Genomic DNA, 21,939 nt, shown 5'->3' with positions numbered 1-21,939 from the left:
AGATATTCTTACACAAAAATTATTTGCGTTCCTTCGCCAGCTGCCAACTCGTAGAATTGGCCGATGGTGATTATATCCTTAACATGCTCGCTGAAATCGTCCTTCTTAAGGCCAAACATTTCAACAGCAAGCTTGCAGGCATATATCTCGCCACCGCCAGCGGTAATTAGCTCAAGAAACTCATCCACTGGAGGGATATCCAGCTTTTCCATTTGGCTCTTCATCATAGCCGAAACGCCAGCTTCAACTCCGGGAAGCATTCCCAGTATAGTTGGGAAGGGTAAACCGCCGGGCATTCGTAAACCCGGATTACCCACAGTAGCGGTGTGCAACCTCTTCATCTGCTTTTTGGTGATAGCATCGAGGCCGAAAAAGGTGAAAAACACCTTAGCCTCAATACCCTCCATAACTGCGCCGTTTGCCATAACCAAGGCTGCATAAACATCCTCCAGGTTTGCCTTGGCACATATTATCATCACCTTCTTAATGGGGTGATCCTGTGCATTTGCCATATTTAACTGTTTTTAGGGTTATACACAACTTGATGGTTTTGCAATTCCTGCAATACGGCTGGCCTTTTTCAGGGGTGCACCTGGAAAGAGTTCATAAAAACCTTTTGTATCAACCAACCCCGATTTGCCAATCGTGCGAATGGTGAGAGCTTCGCCCTTGAGGGTTTTCTCCCTAATGAACTCAATTACAGCAAAGTGCTTATCGGTAAGTTCTATACCTTCCTCCTTTGCTATTTCAACAGCAACCTCTTTTGTCCATTGATTTGGATCGGTCAGGTAACCATCGTCAGTTACGCTAACTGATTTGCCTGCATAAACTTTTTCTGCCATAGCTTTATTTGTTTTTGGTGATTAATTAATTTTTAGTTTTCCCAAGCTCGCCCATAACCCTTAACATAAACGAGAGAGTCCGACGAACTTCAGGTTTGCTTAGTTGACGGGCAATGCCAATCAACGATTTATTGTCAATCTTTTCGTCCATTTCCATGCTGGAAAGGGTTTGGGTTACCTCAGCCAAGGCATTCATTACCTTGGGTTGAGTTAAACTACGCAACATCAATCCTACTGCTGGCATGCTCTCACGAAGGCGAATAATGTCCTCCTCGGTAACATGCTCCTTGAACTCGGCAGCGAGTAGGCCTAACTGTCTAAAGTAGTCGAAGTATCCCTTCCTGTCTAGGTCATCCAGCGCCTTTGTAAAGGCAATACCGGCATCGTGAACCACAGGCCCAATATCGTGGAGGAAATCCATTAAGCTCTCAAGCATATCCATGAGCTCGCCAAAGGTCTTCACATTACGAAGCAATTTGAAAACCAAATACCGAACATCTTCCCCGTCAATCTTAATATTCTGAACGGCCAGCTCATCCACAGCGGTCTGGAAAGCGTCCTTTACTACAATGTTCAGATCCTCCACCAAATCCTCAACCACCTCGCTGCGCTGCTGCTGCTTGGCCAGCAACTCCAGCACAAGATCCATCTTGCGGTTAAGGTCGTCAATTTGTTGTTGCAAATTATTCTCCATGGCTAAACAGTTTTAAAGTTCCTTACCAGCCATAGTCATTTGCGATTCAAGCGGTAGCTCTTTACCTTTTAAGAGCAGATGCCAGTATATCCAACGGAACATAACCTTTCCGTAATGATTAATCCGGGTGTTTTTAAGTAAGCCAAACGGGCCAATACCGGGCAAGGGGTATGTTCCGGGAAGCGGCTCGGTTTCATAGTTAAAGTCAATCAGCGAACCCTTACCGAATCCTGTTTCGATGTAGCAGTTGGAGTGACCATCAAACTTGGCAATTAGGGGACGACCCTCAATGGCAGCCATAAGATTCTCGAATAGCACATCCGAAGCAAAGTGAACCACGGATCCGGCCTTTGATGTAGGGATGTTGCTGGCATCGCCAAGCACAAAAATATTCTCCCATTTCTCGGAACGTAGGGTGTACTTGTCGGTGGCAATGTAGTTCATGTCATCGCCCATACCGCTGCGAGCCACCCAATCGGCGCCCATGTTAACTGGGATTATGGTTAGCAGGTCAAATTTTACCTCCCGGCCATCGTATGAAATAATCTTTTTGTTTTCATCATCAACCCTTTCAAGGTAAAAGTCGGGTATGATTTGAATGTTTTTCTCCTTAAGGAGTTCCCCAAGCATTTTTGAAGATTTAGGCTTGGTAAAAGCACCTGAAAGGGGTGTGGTATAGTAAATGTTTACCTTATCGCGAATTCCTTTCTTCACAAAGAACTCATCGGCAAGGAATGCAAACTCAAGCGGTGCCACCGGACACTTAAAGGGCAATTCGGCAATATTGATTACCATATCGCCACCTTCCCAGGTTTTTAGGAAATTGCTTAAGGCAACTGCTCCCTCGTGGGTATAAAAGTCGAAAATACTCTTACGCCATTCCCTGCCAAGCAAACCGGGTGTCTCTGCGGGATTAATATGCGTACCTGTGGCAACTATTAAAAAATCGTATTCCAGAATTTGCCCGTTGGTTAAGTAAACTGTGCTCTTGTCGGGTTCAACACGGTCTATATCGTTTACAATAAACTTTACGCCGGCAGGAATAAAGCTAGCTTTAGGTTTAACCACGTCGTGCTTACTGTATATCCCAAAAGGTATAAAAAGGAAACCGGGCTGGTAGTAATGATTCGGGTCCTTATCCACCACAGTAATACTCCACTCATCGCGTTCCAAAACCTTGCGGAGCTTATTGGCCATAATGGTTCCACCTGTACCTGCTCCTAGAATCACAATTTTCTTCATATGTCAATTATTAAATTTTGCTTAATTGTTAAAATTTTATCAATTCAAAGTACGTAATTAGTAACAAAAGTTTTAGATTTACAGCTGTTGATAAAAATCAATTCTGATATATATCAATATATGTAGATATGAGCCAAAATTTTTGTCCGGGCAATATATGTGCTGAATGCGGTTTCCGTTCTTCGGTTTTTTCAAAACTGACCGATGAACAGCTCAATCAGCTTACCACAAATAAAACCTTCCACTTTGCCAAAAAGGGCGAAACAATAGCCAAGCAGGATAGCCCGATAAAAGGATTCATTTTCTTGCGTGTAGGGCTAGCAAAGCTAACCCGTGTAAACCCCGATGGACGTGAGCAAATCATAGGTATTGCCACTCCAAACGACTTCGTGGGCTTACTTAGCATTTTTTCCTCAAAAAACTACCAGTACAACATAATAGCCATTGAGGATTGCGAGTATTGCTGTGTTGACTACAACCTGGTTATTAACTTAATTAGCACCAATGGCGATTTTGCAAAAACACTTCTGGAAAAGATATCGCAGGTGGCCGATCTGATGATGGGAACCCGATTGGATTTGGAGCTTCGTCAGCTCCGTGGCAGGGTTGCCTTCATTATTTGCTACTTTGGGAATGAGGTTTACAAATCGCATAAATTTAGCCTTCCCATCTCCCGACGCGAGATTGCTGAACTAATTGATATGCGGGTTGAGAATGTTGTGAGGATTCTGTCGGAGTTTAGGCGCGATAACATTATTCGTATTGAGGGAACCACCATTGAAATTGTTGACCCCGAAAAGTTACGCTGGATAAAAATGCACGGTTAAGCTATAACCCTTTGATTTTTCGGGTCAGCTCTGTGGAAAAGACAAAATCGTTCAGCTCCTTATTATCACTATCAAGAATATTTTCCTTGCTACCCTCCCACCACTTTTTCCCATTGTGGATAAAAATTACTTTATCGCCAATACCCATAACCGAGTTCATATCGTGGGTATTTATGATGGTAGTAATATTAAACTCCTCAGTAATTTCCTTTATGAGCTGATCGATAACCACTGCTGTTTTAGGATCTAAACCCGAGTTAGGCTCGTCGCAAAAAAGAAATTCAGGGTTAAGAGCAATGGCACGAGCAATAGCTACTCGTTTCTTCATTCCTCCACTAATCTCAGCAGGGTAAAGGTGATTTGAATTGATAATATTGACACGGTTAAGGCAAAAGTTTACCCTATCGAGTTTTTCCTCGTGGCTCATGGTTGTGAACATGTCCAAGGGGAACATAACGTTTTCCTCCACAGTAGCGGAATCAAAAAGGGCTGAACCCTGAAAAAGCATACCAATTTTTTGGCGTATCTTTTTCCTGTCTCTAAAATTCAGATTGTCGAATCGGGTGTCGTTATAGTAGATTTCGCCGGAATCAACCTCATGCAGCCCAACAATACATTTTAGCAAAACGGTTTTACCCGATCCGCTCTGCCCAATAATCAGGTTGGTTTTCCCTTTCTCAAAGGTGGCGTTTATACCTTCTAAAACCAAACGCCCATCAAACGATTTATTTAGATTTTTAACGGTTATCACGAGAGTAAGAGTTGGGTTAGAATAAGGTTAAACAAAAGAATAAAAATACTACTCATAACAACGGCCTGGGTACTTGCCCTACCTACCTCCAGCGAGCCGCCTTGAACCCTATAACCATAAAAGGCAGAGATCGTGGTAATCAGAAAAGCAAATACTACTGTTTTAATAAGCGAATAGGTGATGTAATACGGAATAAAGGCGTACTGAACCCCATCGATATATTCCTGGGTTGAAACAACGCCCGTAAATACCCCTACCAACCATCCACCAGCAATCCCAACTATCATACTTAAAACGGTAAGGAAGGGGTTGAATAGAATTGTGGCAATAATCTTAGGAAGTATAAGAAAGCTTGCTGAGTTGATACCCATAATCTCCAGGGCATCAATCTGCTCCGTAACCTTCATTGTTCCTATTTCCGAAGCAATATTAGAGCCAACCTTTCCTGCCAGTATCAACCCAATAATTGTTGATGAGAACTCAAGCAGCATGCTATCGCGGGTACCAAGTCCTATAAGGTAATTAGGAATAAAAGGATTCTCCATGTTGTATGCGGTTTGAAGGGTAATTACAGCACCCATAAAAACCGAAATAATTGTAACTATACCAATTGACTGTAGCCCTAGCTTATCAATTTCCTTAATAGTTTGCTGAAGATAAACTTTACGTTTTTCGGGTTTTGAAAAAACCTTTTTCAGAAGGAGTATATACTCCCCAAACATATCAATTGCAAAAAGCAATTTCATAGGTGGTAATTTTATTTAAACAAACTGAAACTCCTCCAACAAAGTTAATGGTATATCCATAAATAAGTAGCATTTAGTTACTAATATTTCAGGCTATAACTCAAAATAATGTGCTTTGAACCATTTAACATATGATTCTCTGAAAAATTGAGCAACCTAGTAAATATTTGTTAAACTTTTCGGATTGTGATAATTACCCTGAAGCACATCGGGTTGCTCTCATACTTTAGGCAGTTTTTTTGTGCCAAAAAATGAACTACTTTTGCAATTTAATTTGTAAAAACAATGATTGAAAGGAAAAACCTATACTGTGTTATCATGGCAGGTGGCATTGGAAGTCGCTTTTGGCCGCTTAGCCGAGTTGATAAACCAAAGCAATTTATCGATATACTAGGCACTGGGAAATCGCTCCTACAGCAGACTTTTGATAGGATGAGCCGGGTTTGCCCCCGCGAAAATATACTGATTGTTACCAGTAGTGCATACAGTTCATTGGTTAACGAGCAAATACCCAATCTATCACCGGATCAGGTTTTACTTGAACCCCTAAGAAGAAACACAGCACCCTGCATTGCATATGCCACATACAAGATTAAGCAACAAAACCCAAACGCCATAGCCATTGTAGCTCCTAGCGATCATCTAATTCTCAATGAAGATATTTTTCTGGATACCATTTTAAAAGCCGCCGAATTTGCTTCGAACAGCAATGCTCTGATTACTCTGGGTATACGACCAAGTAGGCCTGAAACTGGTTACGGATATATACAGGTAGGTAAGCCTGTAAAGGAAGTCTCCTCGCTATTCAAGGTCAAAACATTTACCGAGAAACCAAACCTGGAGCTTGCACAAAAGTTTTTGGAAAGCGGTGAGTTTTACTGGAATTCAGGCTTGTTTATTTGGAGCATTGCTTCCATTTCAGCGGCACTCGAAAGCCACCTACCTGAGGTAAACAGCTTATTTAAGGAGTTACTACCCATTTATGGTACCGAAAAAGAAACCGAAACAATTGGTACAGCATACTCCGAGTGCAGGAATATTTCCATTGACTATGGAGTTATGGAAAAAGCTGATAATGTTTACGTTTTTTGTTCCGAGTTCGGATGGTCCGATTTGGGAACTTGGGGCTCTCTATACACTCACCTACCCCACGACCCAAATGGAAATGCAGCCATTGCCCAGCAGCTTATGCTTTACCAAACCAGCAATTCCATTTTCAATATCCCAAAAAATAAGCTTGCAGTTATTCAGGGTTTGGACGACTATATTGTGGTTGATACCAAGGACGTTCTGCTTATATGCAAAAGGCAGGATGAGCAGCAGATACGAAATTTTGTGAACGATGTTTTAATGAACAATAAGGATTTTGCTTAAACCAATACTTGTTTGCATACGAAAAAGGCCGTAGGGAAAACCCACGGCCTTAAGTATTTTAGATAATATCCCTAGTACTCCCACAAATCGTGCTCAAAGTTGAAGAGTTCAGTTTTAATCCTTTCGGACTCAAGTAATGTTTGCAAACCAGTGAAAGTGTACTCGTAAATTGCCCTGTTATCCCATACGTTCGATATTCTTATAATGTATGAATCAAAATTACGTTTCCAGAAAAGGTCGTCGTACGTTATTCGCTGAGCATCGTTAAAGTTGTTATAGGCATCGGTATTAGCCAATACACTTCTGGCTTCAGGGAAATAAATCCAAAACGTTTGAATTCTGCTTAGGGTTCCTTCTTGTTCCTCATCACTTCCTGTTTTGCGGTAATCCATACGGTGAAGAATGGGACAAATTCCAATAATACGAACCTCCATAACCGAGCGTTGCTTGTCAAAGAACCAATCCTCCTTAACTAAGAGCTCCTTTACATCGCCCCAGCGAATTTGACCTTTTACTATTACCTTTACCTCCTGTCCGTTCTCATCGAGCTGAGTTTGTTCCCTATCTTCAGCGCCAAGCTGTTTAACAACTTGCTCATAGGATAAACGGGTAGTAAACTCGTCATCTATGGGGTCGTAAGCATTAATTTCATTATACTTGATAGCTCTAACTAATCGCTGAACTAGACTTTCCCTATCCTGCATCAGTTCAGTAGGGTAGTAAAGCGGATAGTTCATCTTTTGCCTTAGGTCAATAATTCTCCAAACACGTTTTGACCATAAAACATCCGATTCTCTAACAAATTGATAGGGAATAGGAACACGGGCGGGTGTTGTTTCACGGGTGTAAAAGCCATCGCGTTCTAAACTCTCTTTTCTGTCCTGAGCATTTGATGCAAAGGATGTTAACAATATTACGACAGAGAACAGTATAATCCTTTTCATGGCAGTATATTATCTTATCTTTAATACCAAATCGTTCAATTCAACCACATCGCCACTGGGCCCAACTGCCTTAACATCTGTTATGGCAATCTGGCTTCCAGAACGAATAGATGCTATAATACGCTTTTGTTCATCGGTAAAACGTGAACTAGTTGACTCCTTTTCCTGAAGGAAACCGCCCACAGTAGCAGAGAGTTTGAAACTAACCACTTTGAATTTCAGGTCAAAGTCAAAGTCCTGAGGCATCTCAGCCACAACCCCAAGCGAGGCTTCAAGTTCGTTTTTGTTAACAACCTTGCCAGTTACGCCAAGAACCTTTGGCGTTGGGGGAGGAACTTTCTTTACCCTAAAGGTCTTTGTTCCCATCGTAACTTTTCGCTTGCCTTCAGTTTCAGCAAAAACTGAAATTTCAACAGTAGGTGCACCTGCTCCTGGTTGGGCTATGTAACTTCCCATTCCAACAGGCTTGATGCTACCACGGCTAATAGTGGCCGACACCTTATCGGGGGCAAATCCTGGAACTGAAATATCTATGGGGTTTTCAACACCCAGGTAAAGCACATTCATCTTGGTTGGAGCAATAACCACGTTGGGTGGCATTACTGTATAGGAATGCTTGAATGGACGGCGTACTATTGTGCCATCGGGGGCTTTCATCTCAATTAAGCCTTGCCAGTTTACAACACCAGTTGATGAGGCTTTACGGGTTAACACGGCTCTACCGGTTTTGTTTACTGGTACTTCCTCCGTATTTCCAATAGGACGGTAGTCATATCCATTTATTGCACTATTGAAAACCGAGTCGTAACGACAAAGGTAAACTTTGGGTACCTGAGTGGTATCGGAAGCGGCAAGGAAAATCTCTGCACGGAACTCGCTACCCTGGAAAATAATGTTAGAGTTAGGGATTACTGTGGCTGAAAGCTTATTAAATTTAAACTCTGCCGCACCAATGCTACCCATCAGATAGTTAATAATTTCAGCTTCAACGTTAAGAATATCAACCTGAACCTTTGTAAGCTGGGGTATTACAGCAATTAAAGGAATATGCTCAAATCGTGCGCTCTCCCAGGTGTTGTGTGTACCATCTTCCTTTACTGGGGGATCGTCAGTATTAAGAATTTTCTTGATAGATTCAACAAGTTCCGGAGCCTTATCCTTGTCAATTATGCTAACTATATACTCCCTGAATTCTTCTAATTTTTGTTTTAAGACCTTTGCCTTGCCATTACCCTCAAACCCTATCAGGATGGTAGCAGCTTTATCAAGGTCGCTTTTACCCTGAATGAGTTCAGCAATAATTTCACCATTCTGGATTGCTGGGGTTTCCTCACCCTCCGATGCTTTTACCACCTCTATTTTAAGGTCCTGAACGTACTGTAGAATTTCAGTGGCTTTCTTTTGAATTTCGTCGGCTTTTTGTTTATAGGGCCCAACCTTTACAGGATTTATGCTGTAAGCAGCAGCAAATTCATCGTAAAGTTTCTTGTTTTTAAGCCGGTAACTTTCTGTAGTTCTTGATAGGCCATTGTCGACTAAAACAAAAGCTTCAAGAACCTCAGACGATACATTAAGCGCAAGCATAGCTGTCAGCACGAGGTACATCATGCCGATCATCTTTTGCCTGGGAGTCTCTTTTCCGTGTGCCATAAAGCTATCTTAAGCTGTAATATGCAAAACTGCTACTTTCCGTTTGATAGGGCATTGATTGCCGTTAGCATGTTGCCGTAAACATTATTGAGAGCAGCCACATTGCTATTCAACTTCTCAACTGCCAACCTGAACTTCTCAGTCTCTTCAATAGTGAAGTTAAGTTTCTTTACCATTCCATCAACCCCCTGGTAAACCTTTTCGGCTTCCTTAAGCCTTTGGGTGGTTTCCTGCAGATGAAGTTCATGCGCTGCATTTAGTGCAGCCATATTCTTGTTCAGGCGCTCAAGCTGTTCCTTATAGCTTGTACTTCCGTTAGTAATAACATTTCCGTTAAGCTGCATTGCTTCAGCTAACTGCTGGTAGGTTGTAGCAACCTGCGATGCTGTTTGCTTGTAGGTGTTTGCAAGTCCATCGGCTGAGACTTTTAGATTATCGGCAACCGATTCGGCGGAACCAACTATTCGTTCGCTAACCTTTTGTCCAGCATTGGTAAGTTCAGCCTCCAGGTTCTTTACTGATTGGTTAACACCATCCATGAAGTTTTTGCCACTTTCGGACATTACACCTGCAGCCTGCTGTATGTTTTGGTTTAAAACATTTATTGACTCATTGAGTGCTTGTCCGCTCTGAGAGTAATTTTGGGTAAAAGTACCAACACTCTCCGATGCTTTTGTCAATTTTTCGTTGAACTCCTTAACAACTGTTGCTGAATTGGTAATGTCAGCAATTTTGCTCGATGCATCACCCAGCTTGTTAAGCCCAGCGCTAACCTTATCGAAAAGAGCAGGACTAATCTCTGCGTTTTCAAGCATCTTGTTGAACTTTTCGGTAAAGATTAGTGCACCGGGAACTCCTACAGCAGCTGGTTGTGAAGCTGGTGCTGCGGATGCAGGAGCGGCTGCAGCAACTCCAGCAGACCCTGCGGGCAAGGATGCCAGCACAGAAGTAATAATTTGTTGAACATCCTCAGCAGAAAGGCCTTGGTTCCTGGAGCGGCGGTATCCTGAAATTTCCTCTTCATCGGACATTCCGGTTAATTCAGGATATACTAGAGTCCAGTCTACCTCTTCGTGAATTGGCTCAAAAGCGGAGAAGAAGAATATTATTGATTCCGTACCCATACCTAGGAAAAGCATGGTACCAGCACCTTTCAGGTGAAGAATTTTGAAAAGTGCACCAAGAATTACCACAGAAGCACCCCATCCGTAAAGATACTTCATGAAGGTTTTCCATTTCTTGGATGTTACAATTTCTTCTATGCTGATCTTCATAACTGTAATGTTTTCAATTAGTAAAATTCATCACTTCTACTTAGCTCCGAGGTACGAACGAACGCAACGGAAACCAATATAAGACTTGGCTGAGTCCTGATACTCGTAGGTACGTGAACCAACCTGAAGGAAGAAGCTAATATCTTTCCACGAACCGCCACGAACCACCTTACGTTTTAGCGCTGGTAGATCGGATGGTTTAGTGTTGTACTTATAATCGGGGTTCATATCGTGCATAAAAGAGTATGCACTTTCATCGTAGGCGTTGGCTGTCCACTCAGCAACGTTTCCAGCCATATCGTATAGTCCATAATCATTTGGTTCATAAGTGCCAACGGGGATTGGTATTAAACCACCGTCGTCAACATAGTTACCACGGAGGGGTTTGAAGTTGGCCAGGAAGCATCCCTCCATGTTACGGGTGTAGGGACCGCCCCAAGGATACATACTGTGGTTCAAATTACCACGGGCAGCATACTCCCATTCAGCTTCGGTAGGCAAGCGGTAATCCTGAATGGTAATACCTTCAGGGGCAAGAAACTTATTGAGTGTTTGGGTCCTCCAAATACAGAAGGCTGTTGCCTGTTTCCATGTAACGCCAACAACAGGGTAATTGTCGAATGCAGGATGCCAGAAGTAACTATTGGTGTAAGGTTCATTGAACGCATAGGTAAAATCGGCTACCCAACAAAGAGTATCGGGGTAAACGTTTACCTTATCGCGCATGATAAAGCTCTGGCGGTTATCAACCTTAACCTTCTCTCCTAGGCTGTTTATAACCTCACCCTGGTCGTAACTGAGGGTTTCGTAGTTATAGCGGTTGCGTTTTTGAGCTGCTTGCTTAATATCAATCCAGTAATACTCGAAGAATAGTTTACGGGTATCAACCTCTTTCCGTCCAAAGAATTCATCCTCCTTGGAATAGTATAGGGCATTGAGGGCTTCGCGTTGCTCCTCATCTTCCATATCAATTGGAACTTCCCAGTTGAGAACAGGAGGATCCAGAGGGTTACCGAACTGGTCCTCTGTGATTAGGAACTCATCGTTTATTTCACCAAGTAGGCGACGTGCAATGGAGTCGCGAACATAGTAAACAAACTGCCGGTACTGGTTATTAGTAATTTCAGTTTGATCCATCCAGAAAGCATCAACCGAGACCGTTTTGGTAGGAGCATTAATTGCCCAGGCAACATCCTGATCATTGCTACCCAGAGTAAATGAACCCATGGGAATGAACACCATTCCCAGCGGTGTTGGCTCGGAGAAGCTTCTACGTCCTGGAACACCCGTTAACTCGCCAGTATTACCAGGTCCACAACCATAAAGTAGGGACGCCAAAATACCTATGGAGAGAAATTTTTTCATAAGGCATCGTTTATTAAGCAAATAACGTAATTTTTTTCGTTCAATTGTAAAAATATGTTACAAAAATCTCAAACTTTTATACTGTTGGGGTGGCTTTTCCTTATTTAGCTGGAAGTTATACCCCATGTAAAACTCGTGAGAACCGTTGTTGTACTTACTAATTTTACTGGTACTAAATTCATAAGCATACCCAAACTTAATACCATTAAAAAGTTCAAAACCAACCAAGCCAGTAATCGCCTCGCCCACACGGTAAGAAACGCCACCCCATACCTTTTTATTGTACCGAACAATTGTATTAAGCGATAATTTACTCGATTTTAAATCGCTGTGAACAATTACTGAAGGCTCAAACTGCCATGTGGGGTTTGGAAAATTAACAATATATCCACCAGTTAAGTAGTACTGACGGGTATACCGTGCAGGTAATGCTGCTTTATTAGTTTTGGTTTCGTTCAGGTGTAGCGCTGAGAACCCAAAAAACATGTATTCCGTACTGTAGTATAACCCTGCGCTAAGGTCAAAGTTGATTGAACTTTCCTTTTGATCAGGAATTGCCTCATCGCCACCACCAACGGGGTAATTCCATTTTGGGTCGAGCTTATTATTTACAAACCCAGCACCAACCCCAAATCCTAAATCGCCATTAATCAATTTAAATTTAAAACGGGCAGCATAGGCAATGTTAATGCCAAGGTCATTATTAAATCCATAGCTATCGTTCAGGATACTTAACCCAACACCGCTCTTGAATCCGAAGGGCGATATTGGAGCATTTATGCCTAACGCATTGCTTAAGGGTGCACCATCGCCAAAACCTGCCCACTGGATGCGGCTGATGGCCCCAACCCCTATCATGTTGTTCTGACTTCCAGCGTATCCTGGATTTATAGTTAACGGGTTAAAGAGTATTTGATTGAACTGAGGGTCTTGCTGTCCGAAAGCATGGGACGACAGCAAAACGCTTAGTGTAGTGGCAAATACAAGGTTTCCAAATACTCTCATTGGTAGCTTTTAAAAATTAGTTTGCCTATATGAACCGAAAAGTAAAGTAAGTAAAAATTTTAAATTCATACAAATTTATTAACAAAATATGTTAACAAAAGTAACAGTAATGCTTTATACCTGCTTTTGCCTGTAGGGGTTACCTTTTAAGCAGATTTTTTTTTGAACGTTCCAAAATATTGGATTTAGTATTGAAAAATGTAAACCAATGAGTTCCTGGTTAAATTAGATTTTTTGAGCTTTTTGATACCAACGCAACCAACGTTGAGGGATCTCGCCATTACTTGCCTGTGAATAATCCGATGCATTGCACCGCACTAATAATTTTCCTCGCAAAAGTTTCTTTTTACTATTTACAGGTAACTCAAACCACCAATTCTCGGAAAGTTCACTTCTAAAAAAGATCATTTCAACATTTTGAACCTCGGTACTTACTACATACTTTTTATTATGGGGTAAGTTTTTAATGGGATTTTCAACCCTGCGATGGGAAACACCCTCAATATAGTGCCAAAGTACCTGTGCGGCAAGCATAATTGTTTGTTCGGGGACATTAGCTTTTAATCCGCAAATTCCAAGAAATTTACTACTCTGTCCAATGCCGGCATAACGGGAAAGCATACAAATCTCCTCAGCATAGAGTCCATTGGGATTATCAAATGCTTTTCCAGGGGCATCGGAAGCGCGAATGGCTGCCATATCAATGCTAACCAGACTTGCATCGGACAGTGTGGGTTCTGCCTCACGGATATTTCCGCGCAGGTTGCCTAACCTGATATAATCATGCTTACGGCGCAAAACCTTTTGTAGGATGTGCTGTGGAGTAAAGTATCCCTGAATGCCAATAAAACTTAAATCGAGCAACTTCTCGTAGGGCTCATCAATCAATGTGTTAACAAAGTTATCCTGATGAAAATCGTTGTTGTTTCCATCCCAATCAATTTTACTATCAATAATGGCCATTCGGATGAAGCTCTGACTTTGCTTCCAACCAGTATAAGCCTTTGATAGGAATTCCTGTGAGCCACCTAAAAGAATGAGATGCGCCTTTGATTCGGCAATAATTGCCGAAATTGACTCCACAACTTGATACTGCTGGGCTAACGTAAGAGTTGCAGAAATATTACCAGCATCAAACACTTTCCCCTTTGAGTAATGAATGGAGCTAAGCCCCCAAAGCATTTGACGAATATCGTTGGATACGGACTGTGAATCCAACGACTCTATACCTACAATAAAGATATCGCCAGGGCGGATTGGGGAATCGGGGTGGTCATGTAGGTTTATCACCTGGTTGCCAAAACAATACTTTTTTTCAGCAAAAGGGTAAAATCCCGTTACATCGGAAGGAACTAGGTATGCTGTAAGCTCATTTGCTAGCATATGGTACTCTATTTCTTTTTAGTGGTTTTTGTAGTTTTCTTGCCCGTAGTTTCCTTCTTTTCAGATTCTTCAATTATTTTGAGGCAGTCGTGGTAGGTTAACTCCGATGCGTTAGTCCCTTTGGGAATTTTATAGTTACTTTTTGCCTTTGAGATATATGGCCCCCAACGACCATTAAGAACCATAAGTTCGGGGTCCTCAGTAAAAGTCTTGATTACCCTTTGTTTTTCTTTCAACCTACCCTCTTCAATAATTTCAATGGCTCTAGTTAAATCGATAGCTAAAGGGTTATCATCCTTTTTGAGGGAGTAAAATTTCCCCTCGTGCCGAACGTATGGGCCAAACCGGCCAACTGCAACCACCACCTCTTTACCCTCAAAGCTACCAAGTGTACGCGGGAGTTTAAATAAGGACAAAGCCTCCTCAAGGGTTATTGTTGAAACCAATTGCCCCTTTAGCAAGCTTGCATACTGAGGTTTTTCCTTACTATTGGGGTCGTTATCGCCAAGCTGAACAACAGGGCCATACCGGCCAATCCGAACGCTAACAGTTTTTCCAGTTGCCGGGTCGGTTCCTAAAACCCTCTCCCCTTTGGTGTAATCCGACTCCTTTTCGGTTTTCTTAACGGTATCGTGGAACGGCTTATAGAACTCATCAATCATTTTGGTCCATTCCATCTTCCCCATCGCAATCTCATCGAACTTCTCCTCAACCTGGGCAGTGAAGTTATAGTTAACAATATTGGGAAAGTACTCCACCAGAAAATCGTTAACCACAATTCCTATATCGCTGGGAAAAAGCTTTGCCTTTTCAGCTCCAGTAACCTCAACCTTTTGGGTTTGGGTAATTTTACCCTGTTTAAGGGTAATGCTTTGGTATGGACGTTCAACCCCTGGCCTATCCTCCTTAATCACGTAACCTCTGGCAATTATAGTTGAAATGGTAGGAGCATAGGTTGAAGGCCGTCCAATTCCAAGCTCTTCAAGTTTCTTTACCAAACTAGCCTCAGTATACCTAGCAGGACGTTGTGTGAATCGTTCCAGGGCGTTAATCTGCTTAGGTTGTAGGGCTTGGCCAACCTTTACAAGAGGTAAAAGATCCCTGCTTGCCTCCTCGCTATCATCGTCCGATGATTCGCTGTAAGCTTTAAGGAAACCATCGAAAATGATAACCTCGCCAGAGGCAACAAATTGGTACTTTGACCCGGAAACCTCAATGGTTATGGTGGTGCGCTCAAGTTGAGCATCGCTCATTTGCGAGGCAAGTGTTCGTTTCCTGATCAAATCGTACAGCTTTTGCTCTGCAGTAGTTCCAGGTACCTTTTCCTTATCGATATATGTGGGTCGGATTGCCTCATGTGCTTCCTGTGCTCCCTTGGTTTTGGTTTTGTACTGGCGGGTATGTGAGTATTTTTCGCCGAACTCCTTAAGTACTACCTCGCGGGAGGTGGCTAAGGCCAGGTCGGAAAGGTTTACTGAGTCGGTACGCATGTAGGTAATGTAACCGGCCTCATAGAGTTTCTGGGCAAGGGTCATGGTTTGGGAAACCGAAAAGCCGTATTTACGGCTAGCTTCCTGCTGAAGCGTTGATGTGGTAAATGGAGGAGGCGGCGATTTCTTGGCAGGTTTTTTAACTACATCGAGTACTTTAAAAGTTGCATCCTTACAATGCTCCAGGAATTTTCTTGCCTCATCAATGGTGTTTAACTTATCCGATAGCTCTGCTTTAAAGGGAGTTTGGGCATCGAAATCGGCAATAACCTTATAGAATGAAGTGCTCTTAAAATTGATGATTTCCCTCTCACGCTCCACAATGAGCCTAAGTGCAACCGATTGTACACGGCCTGCCGAGAGTGCAGGTTTTACCTTTTTCCAAAGTATAGGCGATATCTCAAACCCTACCAGTCTATCCAAAACCCTACGCGCTTGCTGGGAGTTGACAAGGTTCTCGTCAATGGAACGGGGGTTTTGAATGGCCTGCTGAATGGCGTTCTTGGTGATTTCATGAAAAACTATGCGTTTAGTTTTTTTAGGATCGAGCTTAAGCACCTCGGCCAGATGCCAGGCAATGGCTTCCCCTTCACGGTCTTCATCGGAGGCTAGCCATACCGTTTGGGCCTGTTCTGCAGCCTTTTTCAGCTCATCAACCACCTTTTTCTTATCGTCGCTAACTATGTACTGTGGCTTATAGTTCTTTTTTAAATCAACACCAAGCTTGTTCTTTGACAGGTCGCGTATATGGCCAAAACTCGACTTTACAACAAAATCTTTCCCCAAAAACTTTTCTATAGTTTTAGCTTTGGCGGGCGACTCTACTATAACCAGGTTAGGTATCATACCTTATATATATTACGTTAGGTTGGCACAAAGTAAAGAAATTGATACGGTTTGAACAAAATTATGTTAGTGAATTGAACTTTAAATTTTTCATTAACTGTTAGTTTACTAGTTGAATTTATTGTGTTTACATTATCTCCATAAAAAAGTTGTACAATTTTGCATTCATATTTTACTAACTTTACGCCGAATTGCTATATGTTTGACTGACACAAACCGAAACCCATAAAGTTCCCGATTATATTGAACTAAAGGTTAATCGCCTAAAAAAATTATCATTATTAACTCAAAATATTTTGTAAGGATGAAACTAAACGATCCTACAACGATTAAAAAATTCAAAACCTGGTTTTGGGGAGCATTGGCATTCGGCTTCCTTTTTGTTGTTACAATATTTATCCTGATTGGGTTGGAGTTCTTTGGACCATTGCCAACCTTTAGGGAACTCGAAAACCCCAAAAGCAACGTAGCCTCGGAGGTAATATCCGAGGATAACATAGTACTAGGCAACATTTACAAGGAATACCGAAGTTTTGTTGATTACAATGAGATTTCGCCCAATGTGATTAATGCACTGATTGCCACTGAAGATGTACGATTCCATAACCATAGCGGTATCGACTTTAAGGGGCTAGGTCGCGTAATGTTCAAAACCGTTCTTTTTGCCCAACGCTCAGCCGGAGGGGGTAGTACCATTACCCAACAGCTTGCCAAAAACCTTTTCCCTCGTGATATTTCGAGTAAACAGAACGTATTTGTAAGAACAGCCAAACTGGTAATAACCAAATTTAAGGAGTGGATAACTGCTGTAAAACTAGAGCGAAACTACACCAAGAAGGAGATTGCTGCCATGTACCTTAACGTGGTGGAGTTTGGCAGTAACTCGTTTGGCATTAAAGCAGCGGCTAAAACATTTTTTGATACAACTCCCGACTCACTAACCATTGATCAGGCTGCCCTACTTGTGGGTGTGGTTAATGCACCTACCCGGTACAGCCCAGTGCGCAACCCAGAAAATGCAAAACAACGCAGAAATGTTGTGCTTGGGCAAATGCTTAAATACGGTTACATAAATCAAGAGCAGTTCGATTCCATATCAAAACTGCCCATTGTACTTAAATATCAAGCACAGGACCATAACCAGGGAACTGCTACCTACTTCAGGGAGATGTTGCGATTGTTCATGACTGCATCAAAGCCCAATCCCAAGCGCTACTGGTCACAGCAGCTTTATAGGGAAGATTCCCTGCTTTGGGAAACTAATCCCCTTTACGGATGGTGCAATAAGAACACCAAGCCCGATGGCACACCCTACAATGTTTACACTGATGGGCTGAAGATATACACCACCGTTAACTCGCGCATGCAAAGGTATGCCGAAGAGGCGCTTGCCGAGCATCTTAAAAACGACCTCCAACCGGCGCTTGATAAGGAGATTAAGGCTCGCGGAGGAAAAATCTTTTACGATATTACTCCCGAACAGGCCGATCATATAATTTACCTTGCAATGCGGCAAACGCAAAGGTATAGGGGTCTTGTTGCCTCAGGTGCTTCGCGCGATAGCATAATGGATAACTTTAATGAGAAAATACCCATGCGGGTGTTTTCATGGAAAGGCGAGCGCGATACCGTTATGTCGCCCCTAGACTCCATAAGGTACTACAAGCGATTCCTGCGTTCAAGTTTTATGGCAATGGATCCGCATAACGGTCATGTAAAAGCCTACGTTGGTGGCCCTGATTTTAAGCACTTTAAGTATGACATGGTACGGCAGGGGAAACGACAGGTTGGTTCAACCATCAAACCATTCCTTTATACCTTAGCCATGCAGGAAGGATATTCGCCCTGCACCAAGGTACCCAATGTTACACAAACCTTTGTGGTGGGCGATACCATTTGGGCGCCCAAAAACTCGGGTAGCACCAAGTACGATGGCCAAATGGTCACACTAAAATGGGGCTTATCCAACTCGGTTAACAACATCTCTGCATGGATCATGAAGCAGTTTGCACCAAGCGCTGTGGTGGAAATGATTCATCAACTTGGTATAAAGAGCTACATTGAACCTGTTCCCTCAATAATACTTGGCACATTTGAGTTCAGCCTTTATGAAATGGTAGGTGCATATGGAACTTATGTGAATAAAGGTGTTCAGGTGGAACCAATATTTGTAACGCGCATTGAGGATAAAAACGGGAATGTACTGGCAACCTTTAACACCAAGAAAAACGAAGCCATAAGTGAGCAAACAGCATACCTCATGATAAACCTGCTTGAAAGTGTAGTAAACCAGGGTACAGGGGTTCGCTTGCGGTTGAAGTATCAGCTGCCCGGAAAGATTGGTGGAAAAACCGGAACAACCCAGCATCACTCTGACGGTTGGTTTATGGGCGTAACCCCAAATCTTGTTGCAGGAGTTTGGACGGGTGCCGAGGACCGTTCGGTTCACTTCCAGAACCTCGCCTTAGGACAGGGGGCTAACATGGCTCTCCCTATATTTGGGTTGTTTATGCAAAAGGTTTATGCTGACCCCTCGCTAGGTATATCGTCCAACGACGATTGGCAAAGACCAATACTGCCGGGCAATATAAGCATTAACTGTGAAAATGAAACTAATTACGAAATAAACGAAATAGAAATCTACTAAAGCGATTTCCCTGGAATTGCATCGATAAGCAGCTGCGTATATACACTTTGGGGCCTGCTAAATATCTCCTCGGCAGGTCCTTGTTCTTCGATACTGCCTCTATTTAAAACTATTACCCTTGAACAAATACTCCGCACTACCGATAAGTCGTGGGAAATAAAAAGGTAGGTTAACCCCATTCCCTTTTTTAGCTCCTGAAGTAAATCAAGCATCTGGGCCTGAGTTGATACATCAAGCGCTGAAAGGATCTCATCGCAAACCAAAATTTTTGGTTTAAGAACCAGTGCACGAGCAATAACAATCCTTTGCCTTTGTCCCCCGGAGAACTCGTGAGGGTAGCGATTAATACTGTCAGCTGGCAAGCTAACCATTTGAAGTAATTCCTCAACCGCCTTCCGTGCCTCCCTTTTACCTCCTAAACCATGATAGATAAAAGGCTCCATTAGGGCCTGGCCTATGGTTAGCCTCGGATTTAGCGATGAGTATGGGTCCTGAAAAATTAGCTGAACCTCGCGTCGAAAATTAAGCAGATTGCTCCCTTTTAGGCTGCTCAATGGTTTCCCATTGTATTCAATGGTTCCGCTTTGGGTTTCGATTAATTTTAGCAAAGTACGACCAAGGGTACTTTTACCAGAACCCGACTCGCCCACCAGACCTAATGTTTCGCCTTTAAATAAAGTAAATGAAACATTGCTAATTGCCTTAAAGCCCCTTTTAAACCAGCTATTGCTACCGTATTCTACATTGATTGAATTTACACGGAAAATGGGTTCAGGCTCATTTGTGACACCAGCTGTTGCATTAATAGGTTGATTTATCCGTTTACGGAACTCAATAAGCCGACGGGTGTATGGATGTGTAGGATTGTTAAAAATTTCGGTTACAGTACCCTGCTCAACAATTTGTCCTTGCTGCATAACCATAATTCTATCGGCAACCTCAGCAACTACTGACAAATCATGAGTGATGAAGATAATGCCTATTTGATGCCTTTGGCGAATATCCTTCAGTAGCTGTAAGATGCTCTTTTGAACGGTAACGTCGAGTGCGGTGGTTGGCTCGTCGGCAATAAGGATACGGGGGTTACCCGCAAGTGCCATGGCTATCATAACCCTTTGCTTTTGACCTCCGCTAAGCTGGTGCGGATAGCTGCTATAAACCTTAGCAGGATCGGTTAATTGCATTTCCGCAAGCAACTGTAAGCATCGCTCTTTAGCCTTTGCACCCCTAAGATTGGTATGTAGCTCAACAGCCTCCGATATTTGCTTACCACATATCATGGAAGGGTTAAGGCTGGTTTGGGGTTCCTGAAAAATCATTGCAATGCCTTGTCCCCTGATTTGCCGATGCGTTTTACTATCAACTTTTAGTAGATCGACCTGTCCATTTTCAGTGCTAAAAAGCGCTGAACCACCTTCCACTTTTGCATTGGGTGGCAGCAGCCCCATAAGGGCTAACGATGTTACCGATTTTCCCGATCCCGATTCGCCAACAAATCCAAGTATTTCGCCGGGCATCAAGCTAAAGTTTATCCCTGAAACTACCGGATTGCCAGAAAACGATACTGTGAGATCAGATATCTTTAGCATCAGATATCAACATTAAAATTGTTGGACTCAATGGCCTCGGCCATCAGGTAGCCATGTGCAGTTGCATAGATTATGGAACGGGTTGCCCCTGAGCAATCGCCAATAAATTTCAACCTTGCCGAAACCTGGTTATTTAGCCTATTGGAGTAGAACTTTATTTCGGGAGCATATACCAGATTGTCGTTATTGGCCACCCCGGGAATGACCGTGTTAAGATTTTCAATGAAATCAATTATACTCTCAATGATCCTACGTGGGAATGCAAGGTTTATATCACCCAAAATGTATTTTTCGGGCTCAAGGGTTGGATGAACCCTGTAAAGGTTTTTAGTGCGTTTGGATTCCTTAAAGTGGCTGTAGGTTTGTAGTATTACTTTCCCCTCACCCGCCAAAAGGTTCGATAGCTTAGCAATGTAAGAGCCATAGCCAATGGGATCGTTGAACGGTTCGGTTAGCACAAGCGATGCCAGAATGGCAAAGTTGGTATTCCCGCTCTTTTCGCGCATCTTGGCATGACCGTTAACCGTGGTGAAATCGCCATAGTTCTCAGTAACCACAAACCCCGATGGGTTGTTGCAGAACGTACGAACCATGTAACCGGTACGGCTTTTATATTTCACCTTGAATTCATACATCTCACGGTTTATTTCATCCACAATGTGATTGGGTAACTCGTAGCGAATACCCAAATCAACCTTAGTATTATTCTTTATAAGCTGTGGATATTCCGAGATGGTTCTATTAATCAGCTTGTGCCCACTCCTACCAACCGCTATAACCGCCATATCGAACCGATCGGTTCCGTTAACTATTACACCATCAGGTTGCTCTTTTACCTCAGTTACCTCAGTGCTAAAATGAAAGTGTATATTGGCTGATTTGCAAAATTGCTCGTAGATATTGAAGAGAACCTCCTTGAGCTGATCGGTTCCAATGTGGAAGAATTGCGATGATATGGGTAGAAATCCTTTTTCGTAGAATTTACGGTAGTAATCCTCCGATGCGAATGAGTTGCCGGTTTCAACCTCACGCTTATCCGTAAAATTGATGTAGTACTCAACAAACCTACGTTGCAGCAAGGGATCAATATAAATTTCACCTCCCATCTCGGTTGATACGAATAGCTTTCCATCGGCACGTATGCCCGATATGCTGGACGAGTAGATATCGTTGCTTTTCTCAAAAACGTGCACCTCGTGGTTGCTATTCTTTAACTTCTCGAGCAACCCGATGGCTGCTGCCCCAAAACCGATAACCGCAATTCTCATAT

The 21,939-nt window shown here is 42.7% G+C and carries 18 protein-coding genes; 3 read left to right on the top strand and 15 right to left on the bottom strand.

Going from position 1 to position 21,939, the window contains the following annotated elements; all coding sequences use genetic code 11:
* Positions 1-8 precede the first annotated feature (8 nt).
* The 4 genes from WHS63_RS03835 to sqr are packed head-to-tail and all read right to left on the bottom strand — an operon-like array spanning position 9 to position 2,778.
* On the bottom strand, positions 9-512 hold the full coding sequence (locus WHS63_RS03835) for a DsrE/DsrF/DrsH-like family protein (protein ID WP_445203968.1): 504 nt from the start codon (positions 510-512) through the stop codon (positions 9-11).
* An 18-nt stretch (positions 513-530) separates the two neighbouring features.
* On the bottom strand, positions 531-842 hold the full coding sequence (locus WHS63_RS03830; protein WP_445203967.1) for a TusE/DsrC/DsvC family sulfur relay protein: 312 nt from the start codon (positions 840-842) through the stop codon (positions 531-533).
* A 25-nt stretch (positions 843-867) separates the two neighbouring features.
* The gene (locus tag WHS63_RS03825) at positions 868-1,536 is read right to left on the bottom strand and encodes a hypothetical protein (RefSeq protein WP_445203966.1); all 669 of its coding nucleotides are present in this window, start codon (positions 1,534-1,536) and stop codon (positions 868-870) included.
* Between the two features lie 12 nt (positions 1,537-1,548).
* The gene (sqr, locus tag WHS63_RS03820; protein ID WP_445203965.1) at positions 1,549-2,778 is read right to left on the bottom strand and encodes a type III sulfide quinone reductase, selenoprotein subtype; all 1,230 of its coding nucleotides are present in this window, start codon (positions 2,776-2,778) and stop codon (positions 1,549-1,551) included.
* Between the two features lie 128 nt (positions 2,779-2,906).
* On the opposite strand from sqr, the gene WHS63_RS03815 reads away from it, so the two are divergent.
* Positions 2,907-3,605: a Crp/Fnr family transcriptional regulator gene (locus WHS63_RS03815; protein ID WP_445203964.1), complete on the top strand. Its 699-nt coding sequence runs from the start codon at positions 2,907-2,909 to the stop codon at positions 3,603-3,605.
* A gap of 1 nt (position 3,606) precedes the next feature.
* Here WHS63_RS03815 and WHS63_RS03810 read toward each other — a convergent pair whose 3' ends face one another.
* Positions 3,607-4,356, bottom strand: a complete 750-nt coding sequence (locus WHS63_RS03810; protein ID WP_445199007.1) for an ABC transporter ATP-binding protein — start codon at positions 4,354-4,356, stop codon at positions 3,607-3,609.
* A complete protein-coding gene (locus WHS63_RS03805) occupies positions 4,353-5,102 on the bottom strand; it encodes an MlaE family ABC transporter permease (protein WP_445203963.1) in 750 nt (249 codons plus the stop codon). The genes WHS63_RS03810 and WHS63_RS03805 overlap by 4 nt, the downstream gene beginning before the upstream one ends.
* A 285-nt stretch (positions 5,103-5,387) precedes the next feature.
* Here WHS63_RS03805 and WHS63_RS03800 point away from each other — a divergent pair, with 285 nt between their 5' ends.
* The gene (locus tag WHS63_RS03800; RefSeq protein ID WP_445203962.1) at positions 5,388-6,476 is read left to right on the top strand and encodes a mannose-1-phosphate guanylyltransferase; all 1,089 of its coding nucleotides are present in this window, start codon (positions 5,388-5,390) and stop codon (positions 6,474-6,476) included.
* Between the two features lie 71 nt (positions 6,477-6,547).
* Here the strand turns inward: WHS63_RS03800 and porN are convergent, their stop codons facing one another.
* The 7 genes from porN to topA all read right to left on the bottom strand — a co-directional run bounded on the left by porN (position 6,548) and on the right by topA (position 16,433).
* Positions 6,548-7,420, bottom strand: a complete 873-nt coding sequence (gene porN / locus WHS63_RS03795; protein WP_445203961.1) for a type IX secretion system ring protein PorN/GldN — start codon at positions 7,418-7,420, stop codon at positions 6,548-6,550.
* Positions 7,421-7,429: 9 nt separating this feature from the next.
* Positions 7,430-9,070 (bottom strand): type IX secretion system motor protein PorM/GldM, encoded by a 1,641-nt coding sequence (gene porM / locus WHS63_RS03790; RefSeq protein ID WP_445203960.1) that lies wholly within the window; start codon positions 9,068-9,070, stop codon positions 7,430-7,432.
* 32 nt (positions 9,071-9,102) lie between these two features.
* Positions 9,103-10,344 carry a type IX secretion system motor protein PorL/GldL gene (porL, locus tag WHS63_RS03785; RefSeq protein WP_445202633.1) on the bottom strand — a complete coding sequence of 414 codons (1,242 nt, stop codon included), beginning with the start codon at positions 10,342-10,344 and terminating at the stop codon, positions 9,103-9,105.
* A gap of 36 nt (positions 10,345-10,380) precedes the next feature.
* On the bottom strand, positions 10,381-11,709 hold the full coding sequence (gene porK / locus WHS63_RS03780; protein WP_445203959.1) for a type IX secretion system lipoprotein PorK/GldK: 1,329 nt from the start codon (positions 11,707-11,709) through the stop codon (positions 10,381-10,383).
* Positions 11,710-11,766: 57 nt separating this feature from the next.
* Entirely contained in the window at positions 11,767-12,714 is a 948-nt protein-coding gene (locus WHS63_RS03775; protein ID WP_445203958.1) for a PorP/SprF family type IX secretion system membrane protein, read from the bottom strand.
* 225 nt (positions 12,715-12,939) lie between these two features.
* Positions 12,940-14,097, bottom strand: a complete 1,158-nt coding sequence (locus WHS63_RS03770; protein ID WP_445203957.1) for an arginase family protein — start codon at positions 14,095-14,097, stop codon at positions 12,940-12,942.
* A gap of 8 nt (positions 14,098-14,105) precedes the next feature.
* On the bottom strand, positions 14,106-16,433 hold the full coding sequence (topA, locus tag WHS63_RS03765) for a type I DNA topoisomerase (protein ID WP_445203956.1): 2,328 nt from the start codon (positions 16,431-16,433) through the stop codon (positions 14,106-14,108).
* A 304-nt stretch (positions 16,434-16,737) separates the two neighbouring features.
* Between topA and WHS63_RS03760 the strand changes: the two genes are divergently transcribed.
* Positions 16,738-19,080, top strand: a complete 2,343-nt coding sequence (locus WHS63_RS03760) for a penicillin-binding protein 1A (RefSeq protein WP_445203955.1) — start codon at positions 16,738-16,740, stop codon at positions 19,078-19,080.
* On the opposite strand, the gene WHS63_RS03755 is transcribed toward WHS63_RS03760, so the two are convergent.
* Positions 19,077-20,669 carry an ABC transporter ATP-binding protein gene (locus WHS63_RS03755; RefSeq protein ID WP_445203954.1) on the bottom strand — a complete coding sequence of 531 codons (1,593 nt, stop codon included), beginning with the start codon at positions 20,667-20,669 and terminating at the stop codon, positions 19,077-19,079. The two genes, WHS63_RS03760 and WHS63_RS03755, sit on opposite strands and share 4 nt — an antisense overlap.
* Positions 20,669-21,937, bottom strand: a complete 1,269-nt coding sequence (locus WHS63_RS03750) for an NAD(P)/FAD-dependent oxidoreductase (protein WP_445203953.1) — start codon at positions 21,935-21,937, stop codon at positions 20,669-20,671. The genes WHS63_RS03755 and WHS63_RS03750 overlap by 1 nt, the downstream gene beginning before the upstream one ends.
* Positions 21,938-21,939: the final 2 nt, after the last annotated feature.

It is taken from the genome of Tenuifilum sp. (assembly GCF_037481895.1).
Lineage (GTDB): Bacteria > Bacteroidota > Bacteroidia > Bacteroidales > Tenuifilaceae > Tenuifilum > Tenuifilum osseticum.
The sequence above is the reverse complement of the archived record's forward strand: the minus strand, read 5'-3'. Positions and strand labels throughout refer to the sequence as shown.

What these genes read in the sequence shown, in the direction of transcription:
- porK (WP_445203959.1), bottom strand. Translation starts at nt 11,709, where the DNA reads ATGAAAAAATTTCTCTCCATAGGTATTTTGGCGTCCCTACTTTATGGT.
- WHS63_RS03815 (WP_445203964.1), top strand. Translation starts at nt 2,907, where the DNA reads ATGAGCCAAAATTTTTGTCCGGGCAATATATGTGCTGAATGCGGTTTC.
- porM (WP_445203960.1), bottom strand. Translation starts at nt 9,070, where the DNA reads ATGGCACACGGAAAAGAGACTCCCAGGCAAAAGATGATCGGCATGATG.
- WHS63_RS03835 (WP_445203968.1), bottom strand. Translation starts at nt 512, where the DNA reads ATGGCAAATGCACAGGATCACCCCATTAAGAAGGTGATGATAATATGT.
- porL (WP_445202633.1), bottom strand. Translation starts at nt 10,344, where the DNA reads ATGAAGATCAGCATAGAAGAAATTGTAACATCCAAGAAATGGAAAACC.
- WHS63_RS03750 (WP_445203953.1), bottom strand. Translation starts at nt 21,937, where the DNA reads ATGAGAATTGCGGTTATCGGTTTTGGGGCAGCAGCCATCGGGTTGCTC.
- porN (WP_445203961.1), bottom strand. Translation starts at nt 7,420, where the DNA reads ATGAAAAGGATTATACTGTTCTCTGTCGTAATATTGTTAACATCCTTT.
- WHS63_RS03775 (WP_445203958.1), bottom strand. Translation starts at nt 12,714, where the DNA reads ATGAGAGTATTTGGAAACCTTGTATTTGCCACTACACTAAGCGTTTTG.
- WHS63_RS03830 (WP_445203967.1), bottom strand. Translation starts at nt 842, where the DNA reads ATGGCAGAAAAAGTTTATGCAGGCAAATCAGTTAGCGTAACTGACGAT.
- WHS63_RS03805 (WP_445203963.1), bottom strand. Translation starts at nt 5,102, where the DNA reads ATGAAATTGCTTTTTGCAATTGATATGTTTGGGGAGTATATACTCCTT.
- WHS63_RS03800 (WP_445203962.1), top strand. Translation starts at nt 5,388, where the DNA reads ATGATTGAAAGGAAAAACCTATACTGTGTTATCATGGCAGGTGGCATT.
- WHS63_RS03760 (WP_445203955.1), top strand. Translation starts at nt 16,738, where the DNA reads ATGAAACTAAACGATCCTACAACGATTAAAAAATTCAAAACCTGGTTT.
- WHS63_RS03825 (WP_445203966.1), bottom strand. Translation starts at nt 1,536, where the DNA reads ATGGAGAATAATTTGCAACAACAAATTGACGACCTTAACCGCAAGATG.
- WHS63_RS03770 (WP_445203957.1), bottom strand. Translation starts at nt 14,097, where the DNA reads ATGCTAGCAAATGAGCTTACAGCATACCTAGTTCCTTCCGATGTAACG.
- WHS63_RS03755 (WP_445203954.1), bottom strand. Translation starts at nt 20,669, where the DNA reads ATGCTAAAGATATCTGATCTCACAGTATCGTTTTCTGGCAATCCGGTA.
- sqr (WP_445203965.1), bottom strand. Translation starts at nt 2,778, where the DNA reads ATGAAGAAAATTGTGATTCTAGGAGCAGGTACAGGTGGAACCATTATG.
- topA (WP_445203956.1), bottom strand. Translation starts at nt 16,433, where the DNA reads ATGATACCTAACCTGGTTATAGTAGAGTCGCCCGCCAAAGCTAAAACT.